The sequence below is a fragment of the Bacillus sp. 7884-1 genome (assembly GCF_002272245.1).
Taxonomy (GTDB): Bacteria; Bacillota; Bacilli; order Bacillales; family Cytobacillaceae; genus Neobacillus.
In genome coordinates, this window is record NZ_NPDD01000201.1 from 30,871 (window position 1) to 39,962 (window position 9,092).

Genomic DNA, 9,092 nt, shown 5'->3' on the forward strand with positions numbered 1-9,092 from the left:
TCCAATTAATTAATATTCTTTGGTTTAGAAAAAAACGAGAGTGAATAATCCACTCTCGTTTCGTTCCCTGCTGAATTACTTTAACAAATCACTAATCTCAGAAACTACAGAAGGAGAAACAACTTGCTCTCCGCCGAATACGTTTACTTGAGATAATTCTAATGAAGCCAAGTATGCTTTTGCAGCCTCAGGTAATGTGCTAGAAACTAATACGACACCAGCCTTATCTTTAGCAGCTAACGCAGCTCCAGCTAAGCTGTCAGGGAAATTGTAACCAGTTGCTACATAAACAACATTAGAATCTGTACCAAAGTGTTTCGCAACAGCAATATTAGTATCAAATCGTGTTGCACCGCCTAAGCGAGTTACCTTTGGTAAGGTTGAAGCAGCCCCTTCAGTTATTACATCTTTTCCACCAACAACTAATGTTTCTTTAGAGCCTAATGTATCAATCGCTTTATTAGTAGCAGCTGGAAGAGTTTTCGATGAATTTGCCAATAGAATTGGTAATCCTTCTGCTCCAGCGAAAGATGCTACAGACAATGCATCTGGATAGTTTTCGCCGTTTACAACAACAACTTTGTCAGATCCATTTGGTGCAACTTCTTTCGCAATAGCTGCAGCCGTGTCATAACGAGTTGCGCCTGACAATCTAACTACCTCAACACCAGAATCTTTAATTTGTTTTTCTACTGCAGGCAAGACAGCTCCATCTCCGCCAAGGATATAAACTTTCTTCGCTCCGAGTCTAGCAATCTCTTCTTTTGTAGCAGCATTTAGGTAATTGTGGTTCGTTAATAAAAGTGGTGCGTCAAATTTAGCTGCTAAAGGTACACCAGCTAAAGCATCTGCATATAAATCCCCACGAGCAAGAACGACTACATCTGATTTTTCCCATCCCTTTTGACTCACAGCTACAGAAGTTGCGTATCGATCCAAACCAGCTATACGATCAACTTGAGTATCGCCACGATAAATACTTACTTCTTTCGTTGTTTTGTTACCTGCAACGTCTTCAAGCTCAAGGGTAAATGTATTGTTTCCTGGTTTTAATTCAAGCTCAGTTGTTACAGTTTCGTTGATAGGCTTCATTACGAAGTTTTCAAATTGGAATTGGTGATTAAACTCTTCATTACCATCCACTTTATATTTAAGTTCTTCGAAGTTATCAGAGATAACTGCAGTTAATGTAACTTTATCAACATTAGGTTTTACTTTTGATGGAACATCAACCTTAAGTTCAGGTGCTGTAGTATCGACTACAAGGTCACGTACTAGGTAATCAATCTCATTACCGGCAACGTCTTTACCAGAAATTCTAACTTCTTGGACACCATCTTCTTCAAAAGTAACGGTTGTGCTGAACTCATAACGAGATTTTTCATCATTCCAAACTAGCTCAACTGACTTACCAGCTACTTTGAAATCAGTAACCTTTGAATTATCTGTTAGATAACCAGCAACAGGCAGTTCATGAGAAGTGTAAACATTTGTAGCTCCAATTGAAGTTACATGGATGAATGGAATAGTAGAGTCGTTAGCACCTTCTACAACTACATTAGAAGAGTTTCCAGCAAAGTCATATGCAACAACTTCTACTGTACCGCCTACTGGCGCTTTAGCAAATGTATATTCAGTTGCTGTTCCAGCTAATGGCAGATCATCCTCACCAAACACTGATTCACCGTTTACAAGGATATCATAGTAAGCTACTCCTGATCCATTTTCATCAGATGAACTTAATGTTAGCTTGTCCCCTTTAACACTTGCAGTCAATTCTGGTGCTGCAGTATCAACTACAACAGGGAAGGTAACTTTTTGTGGTTCTTTTCCTTCGAAATCAATAGTAGATGAGATTTCATAGAAATATTCACCATCTGCTACTAATTTGTTTTTCACTGTTCCATCCCATGCTGCAGCGGTCTTAATATAATATTGATCTCCTCTGCCGCCATCGTTGAAGTTTTTACGAACTAATTCTTCAGAATTTAATTTACGTAGAACATTTCCGTCTTTATCAACAATCTTGTATTCTACTGATTTAGCATTTCTTAAGAAAGATAGAATTGGCATCGCATCATCACTTACACCGTCACCATTTGGAGAGAATGCAATGTTTTCATCTTTAAATGAATCATCAGCAGGGTTAAATCCTAAGTAATTGTAATTGTCATCTCCAGCAGATGTCACCATTCCTGTATGGCCATAGAAATATTTTTCTTCAAAGTTTTCATCATATCTGCTTGTGTCAATGATAGGTGCTTTATTCCAATCACCATTAAAGCCAACATATGGTACATTAACTGTCGGATTCTCGTCATTAACATCTGTTAATGTTACGAAACCTTCTACAAAATAGCCATTTTCAAATAATTCGTCTAGTGGAGCATTGTAACCCCATTCAACAGTATTTGTTAAGTCAACTGTTACAGTAACTGACGCACTTCCATTTGCAGGAACTGTCAGCTCTTTTGTATTAAAGGAGATTGGGAATTCTCCAACCCATGGCGCAGCTTCAGATATTGTGCCTGCTTTGTAGATACCTTGAGATTCTAATTGGTCTACTCCGTCAATGTTTAAATCTGTTAGAACATTACCACTTACATTATAAGTTACTGCTTTGTCTGAGAAGTTTTCAGCCTTTAATGCAAAAGTTGCTTTATTACCTTTAATTTCCTTCAAGGCAACTTTTGCTTCATTTGTAGCAGTGTTTGTAACCACTACTGGAGTGCTTAATGCTGAATGAAGCTGCATTAACCCAGCACCTTGGCGGCGTGGAGAATAAGGATTATGCATATATGCTGCATTATATGTTCCTTTATCCTCTACTACCTTACTTGTGTTCATCAAGATATTTTTAGCCATATTTACTTTTGCTGCACCTGTGAGATTAGGGAAATCTTTTTCTACTCGCTCAAGGACAAGGGCAGAACCACCTGATACGTGAGGAGCAGCCATTGATGTACCACTCATTGTTCCGTACTGGTCATTATTAAGTGTAGAAAGAATATTTCCACCTGGTGCTGTAATTTCAGGCTTAAAGTCTAGGTTTGGAGTTACACCCCAAGATGTAAAGCTTGACATTTGATTAGCAGTAGGGTTTGCAGCAGTAACTTGGTCCCCTTGGAATTGAACTGTTACTGGTGTACCAGCCGCTAATTGAGCTTTTAATAAATCTCCATCTGTTTTCAGCATAAATAGCTGTGGAATCTTAATATCTGGAGATGTTGCCATGCTGACATAACCATCAGAATGGTTATAAATAATAACCCCAGCAGCACCTGCAGCTTGTGCATTTAGTGCTTTAACAACGAAACCAAGAGTTCCACGTTGGATTAATGCATATTTCCCTGTAAAATCCTTACCTGCAAATTGTTCAGGAAGACCAATACCAGCGTCTAGGATTTCGTATGATTGACCTTGAGCAGGTTCTACAGCACTTGCAGATAAGAATGGAGCTTTTCCTGCTGTTTCGCCAAATGAATAAGTTGCTGCAAATAAGTCAATAAAACTATTTTCAAGTGAAGCAACCTGTAAGGAATTAGTAGATAAACCTGGTGAACCTACAACACCTTTATCAGGATTTGCTGCTAGTGGATTAAAGTATCCATCACCAAAATGATTGGAGTTACCTGCAGAAATAGACATTAACACACCATTATCTATTCCTCTTTGAACAGCCATTTGCTCTGGATCATCAGGTAGTACAAATGCACCAGTTGAACCTAAACTCATGTTAACAACATCAGCATCAAGCTGGATTGCATCATCAATCGCTTTGATGATAATGTCACTCCATGTTGAAGGCATCTCTGGGTCATTTCCGAATACCTTCATTGCAAGTAATTGAGCTTCAGGTGCAACCCCTTTTATGCCGCCTTCTGCTTCGTTACCATTGGCCCCAACAGTACCCGCAACGTGCATTCCATGCATAGAAGCGTCTGGGCCAATGTCAAGAATTTCGTTATTTTCATCATAATAGTTATAACCGTAAGGGACCTTCTCAGTAAAGAATTGTCCAAGAACTTCTTTATCTTTAACTGCAGCTTCAACTTCTGCTTTAGTTAAATCTGCTTTTGAAGCATCAGTTAAAACCATATCTTTATGGCTAGGATCGATACCGGTGTCAACAACAGCAACTACCATTCCTTCGCCTTTTACTCCATAATCATCCCAAGTGGCTTGAGCTTGGATGATGTCTTTACTATATTTCATTTCCGGAGTAGTTTCCGGACGCTGATATTCATTTGCAATTGTTACCTTTGTTACTCCTTCAACACTTCTAAGTGCAGCAACTTGACCGTATTCGACAATTCCACTAAATCCGTTAACAGCTGTAGTGAAATTTTGCTTGTATTGCATCTTTACTGCCTTAGCAGCAATTTTTGATTTAACAGCATTTTGTTCTTTCAAAATATCATTTTGAAGCTTTTCTTTAACAGATGCAGATAATTCATTATATTTCTTGCCTTGCTTTGTTGCATATGTAATCGCCGGTTCACCTTCGACTTCAACAATTACACGAACCTTATCACGCTTTTTGTATCCTGCTTCTTTTTCAAAATTTTGACCCTTTGGCATGTTAATTGACTTTGCAAAATCTCTTTGTGGTTTTACGGTTTCTGACTTTAATACCGGCTTACTAACAGTAGCAGCCATTGCTGAGTTAGAGAACAGAAGCAACGATGCAAGTGCTAGTGATACACTACCTTTAATTTTCAAACCCTTTCCCCCCTAATGAGATAAATAAAAACCAAATCAAATTGTTTGTCTCATAATAAGAATACGATATATAAAAATATCACTACCTCTCCCATATTCAGAATTGTTGTACTATATTAGTTTAGTAATAATATTACAAATAGTCAAATAATATTTTAGAAAAATTAGGATAAGTTTCCTATTAATTGTAAAGATAAAATACCTACTGTTTAGACAAAAAAAAACAGATACCTAAGCATCTGTTTTAGTTAAAATGATGTTTTAATCTTTCATATAAAAACGGAACGGATTGAAAAGCATAGATTGTATCAACAATCTCACCATTTTTTATAAAAATAAGACAGGGAACACTTTCAATTTCAAACTTTATCGCCAGTTCGGAGTTATAGTTCAAATTGATTTTCCCTATTTCTACATCAACCATTTTCTCAATAATTTGCAGCATTCTCGATGCTACCTGACAAGTACCACATAAAGGGGTATAGAAGTAAATGAGTCCGGATGAATGATCTTTTAAGAATGATGATACTTCATCAAGGTTCCAATCGTTCATTTTCTTAACCCATCTCTAAAAATTCAGAATGAACATCGATATTAGCGCCTAAAAGAACGGTAGCTAGATGGTACACTGGAGCAGTTGCTACTTCGCGGTACATTCTGTCTATATAGATATGTTCCGCTTGAGGGAACTCCCTCTTCAATTGTTTGCGCAGCTTTTCACCAGCATCATCAGCATCTACAAGGATATAGACCTCTTTATCTTCGAGAGAGTCAATTAATTCATCCAATTTCGACATACTAATGGTACCATTTGTACAAACAATATCCATCGGTTCCTTCAGGATACTTTTTACCTTTTTCTTATCTGATTTTCCTTCAACAATCAGAACTTTATCACCATACGTGTCATTCATCATTCATCACCTATACGAAAGAAAGTTATTTGTTGATGTTAACATATTCAATAAATTTAATAACGTGTCTATATGTTAACTATACCACGATAGACCTTTTGATAATAGGTGTTTGCTTATAGGTTCATGTACTAACACCATCCACCATCATCACAATCGGTATATTTTGCATCTGGCTGTTCTGTCACTGTCACATTCTGAAATATTTTTCTTTGTTCTACTTCAAATCGCTGATCTAACTGGAAAGTCATGTCTCCCGGTAGCTGAATCTTTCCAATTGGAGTGTTATCAAGAAATAATTCCATTTCACCATTTTTCATTTTACCAACTACGCGATCTGTCACATCAATTTTCTGTTGTTTCAATGTCATTCCAAGATCCCCTTTTGTAAAAGTTTATTATAGTATCCCCTAGTTGTAGAATATACAAGGTGCGAATTTTTCCCATAAAAAAACACCTTGAGGAACAAGGTGTTTTGCTACTATTAGTCTTCTTTAATCATTGCTTCATATTGTTCTGCAGTCATGAGGTTCTCCAATTCATTGCTATTAGAAGGCTCAATGACAATCATCCATGCCTTTTCATATGGAGATTCGTTTACGAATTCAGGGCTGTCACTTAAATCTTCGTTAACTTCAACAACCTTACCACTCAGCGGCGCATATAATTCAGAAACTGTTTTTACAGATTCAACACTGCCAAATGGTTCATCTGCAGTCACTTCATCGCCCACTTCAGGAAGTTCAACAAAAACGATGTCTCCTAACTCAGATTGTGCAAAGTGAGTAATCCCTACACGGACTGTTTCTCCTTCAATCTTTACCCACTCATGTTCTTCAGAATAACGCAATTCCTTTGGTGTAGTCATTACAAAATCCCTCCATTATTTTCTGAAATTCTATCATCGACATATATCGATTTTACCTTAATAACTTTTTGAAAAGTATTGATATGCTTATAACCACATTTTCTCATACTCTTCTTCTTTAAAGCCTACTGTTACTTTTTCCCCATCCGTTACTAATGGTCTTTTGATTAGCATCCCATCCGAGGCTAACAAATCTAGCAGTTCATCTTCTGAAGCAGTGGATATTTTATCCTTAATACCCAGTTCACGATACTTTTGCCCGCTTGTATTAAAGAACTTCTTTAATTCAAGGTTGCTTTTTTCGTAATAATCCTGAAGTTCTGCCTTAGTCGGTGGGTGTTCAACAATATGTATTTCTTTGTAGGAAAGATGATGTGCATCCAGCCATTTCTTTGCATTTCGACATGTACCACATTTCGGATACCAGTAAAAAGTAAGAGACATCCCTTCCACCCCCTCTGCACAAAACATCTAATGACGTCATCGTCACTTGAATAGTAACACAACGAGAAAAAAAGTAAAAATGCTTCCCTTACAAAAATTCGACTAAATCTGCGAATTTCCTGCTAAACCAACAGAAAAATTTAGACTCCCAACAAACGCCGGGAGCCTAAAGTTTATCCATTATACGATATAGCGTTCAGCTTCAATCAGAACATCAGCAGCTTCACGTTTCTTACCAATCACATTGATTGGGGTATGGCGTGTAAGTTTGCGAAGGGCAGATACAAGCATACGAAGTGTATCTCCTTGTTCAGTTGCAACTAACGTTTCTTTAGCATGCTGTTCGATTTCGTTAAAAGCTTCTTGACAGAAGATTTGTGTATATAGAAGCTTTTGTTTATTTTTCTCTAGACCCGTCTTGGCGATTGCTTTTTCTGTGCGTAAAACGGCAGATTCCATTGCATAGGCATTAGAAACAATATCCGCGATATTTGATAAGATTTCTTGTTCTTTATCAAGAGCCTTACCAAATTTTTGTGCAGCTAAGCCCGAAGCTAATAAGCCGATTTTCTTGGCATTACTTACTAGATGTTTTTCTTGTGCAAGAGGCTCATCACCAGGCTCTTCAGGCATTAACATCATGATTTCTTCTTGAAGTGCCGTAGCTTTTTGGAATAATGGCAGCTCTCCTTTAAATGCTTTTTTAATATATGTGCCAGGCACAATCAGGCGGTTAATTTCATTCGTACCTTCGAAAATCCGGTTAATACGGGAATCACGGTACGCTCTTTCAATTGTATACTCCTGCATAAAGCCGTATCCACCATGAATTTGGACACCCTCGTCTACAACGTAATCTAATACTTCACTTGCAAAGAATTTATTAACAGAACATTCAATTGCATATTCAGCAATCGAATTTGCCACTAATTTAATGTCCTTTTGTTCTTCAGTAGAAAGCTTTCCTTGGTTTTCTTCGAACATTCCAACGGTCCGGTAAACAGAGCTTTCCGCTGCATAGATTTTTGAAGCCATGGTACCGAACTTTTCTTTTGTTAAATTAAACTGAGAAATTGGTGTGTTAAATTGCTTACGGCCATTTGCATATTTAACGGCTAACTCAAATGCATTCTTAGATCCGCCTACAGCGCCAACTGCTAATTTATAGCGTCCGATGTTTAAAATATTAAACGCAATGACATGGCCTTTGCCATATTCACCTAATAAATTTTCAACAGGTACTGGTACATCTTCTAAAATAAGAGTACGTGTGGATGAGCTCTTAATTCCCATTTTCTTTTCTTCTGCCCCAGTAGAAACTCCTGGGAAATCTCTTTCCACAATGAATGCGGTAAAGTGTTCGCCATCAATTTTGGTATATACAACAAATACATCTGCAAAACCTGCATTGGTGATCCACTGTTTTTCGCCGTTTAGGATATAATGAGAACCCTCTGCATTTAATTTAGCTGTTGTCCTTGCACCAAGAGCATCAGAACCTGAACCTGGCTCGGTTAAGGCGTAGGCCGCAATTTTTTCACCTGAAGCAAGAGCAGGTAAATATTTTTTCTTTTGCTCTTCGTTACCGAATAAAACGATCGGCAGCGAGCCGATACCAACATGGGCACCATGAGATAGCGAGAAGCCGCCAGCTTTTGACATTTTTTCAGTTATAAGTGATGAAGTTACTTTATCTAATCCTAAACCTTCATACTCTTCAGGTACATCCGCAGCCAATAGACCAAGGTCACCCGCTTGCTTTAAAAGCTTTACAGTACGATCAAATTCATGGTTTTCCAGGTGTTCCAACTGTGGAAGAACTTCTTTTTCAATGAAGTCTTCTGCAGTTTTGGCAATCATTAATTGCTCTTCATTAAAATCCTCAGGTGTTAAAATTCGGTTATAGGAAATATCATCGATTAAAAAGCTTCCGCCTTTAATAATTTTTTCAGTTTGTTGTGTCATTATATTTTCCTCCTAATCTTTTTATAGCAGTGATTTCCGCTCCACTAAGGAAAGCTTCTTCGAATAATCACCGCAGGGACAGGCTGTTTCTGCCTGTCGCGAGGTGCTTCGCTTTCCGCAGGAGGTCCGGGGAGCCTCCTCGGCGCTATAGCGCCTGTGGGGTCTCCCCTGTCCCTTAC

At 37.9% G+C, this 9,092-nt stretch carries 7 protein-coding genes; all 7 read right to left on the reverse strand.

The window, feature by feature from the left end; translation table 11 throughout:
* Window positions 1-75: 75 nt before the first annotated feature.
* The 7 genes from CHI06_RS22490 to CHI06_RS22520 all read right to left on the reverse strand — a co-directional run bounded on the left by CHI06_RS22490 (window position 76) and on the right by CHI06_RS22520 (window position 8,913).
* Complete coding sequence (locus CHI06_RS22490; protein WP_257009416.1) at window positions 76-4,722, reverse strand: cell wall-binding repeat-containing protein; 4,647 nt, start codon at window positions 4,720-4,722, stop codon at window positions 76-78.
* A 244-nt stretch (window positions 4,723-4,966) separates the two neighbouring features.
* Window positions 4,967-5,275: a thioredoxin family protein gene (locus CHI06_RS22495; RefSeq protein ID WP_095250797.1), complete on the reverse strand. Its 309-nt coding sequence runs from the start codon at window positions 5,273-5,275 to the stop codon at window positions 4,967-4,969.
* Window positions 5,276-5,279: 4 nt separating this feature from the next.
* The gene (locus tag CHI06_RS22500) at window positions 5,280-5,636 is read right to left on the reverse strand and encodes a toprim domain-containing protein (protein WP_095250798.1); all 357 of its coding nucleotides are present in this window, start codon (window positions 5,634-5,636) and stop codon (window positions 5,280-5,282) included.
* A 131-nt stretch (window positions 5,637-5,767) separates the two neighbouring features.
* Window positions 5,768-6,007 (reverse strand): YusG family protein, encoded by a 240-nt coding sequence (locus CHI06_RS22505; protein WP_095250799.1) that lies wholly within the window; start codon window positions 6,005-6,007, stop codon window positions 5,768-5,770.
* 113 nt (window positions 6,008-6,120) lie between these two features.
* Entirely contained in the window at window positions 6,121-6,504 is a 384-nt protein-coding gene (gcvH, locus tag CHI06_RS22510; RefSeq protein ID WP_095250800.1) for a glycine cleavage system protein GcvH, read from the reverse strand.
* 87 nt (window positions 6,505-6,591) lie between these two features.
* The gene (locus tag CHI06_RS22515; protein ID WP_095250801.1) at window positions 6,592-6,948 is read right to left on the reverse strand and encodes an arsenate reductase family protein; all 357 of its coding nucleotides are present in this window, start codon (window positions 6,946-6,948) and stop codon (window positions 6,592-6,594) included.
* A 180-nt stretch (window positions 6,949-7,128) separates the two neighbouring features.
* Window positions 7,129-8,913 carry an acyl-CoA dehydrogenase family protein gene (locus tag CHI06_RS22520; RefSeq protein ID WP_095250802.1) on the reverse strand — a complete coding sequence of 595 codons (1,785 nt, stop codon included), beginning with the start codon at window positions 8,911-8,913 and terminating at the stop codon, window positions 7,129-7,131.
* Window positions 8,914-9,092: the final 179 nt, after the last annotated feature.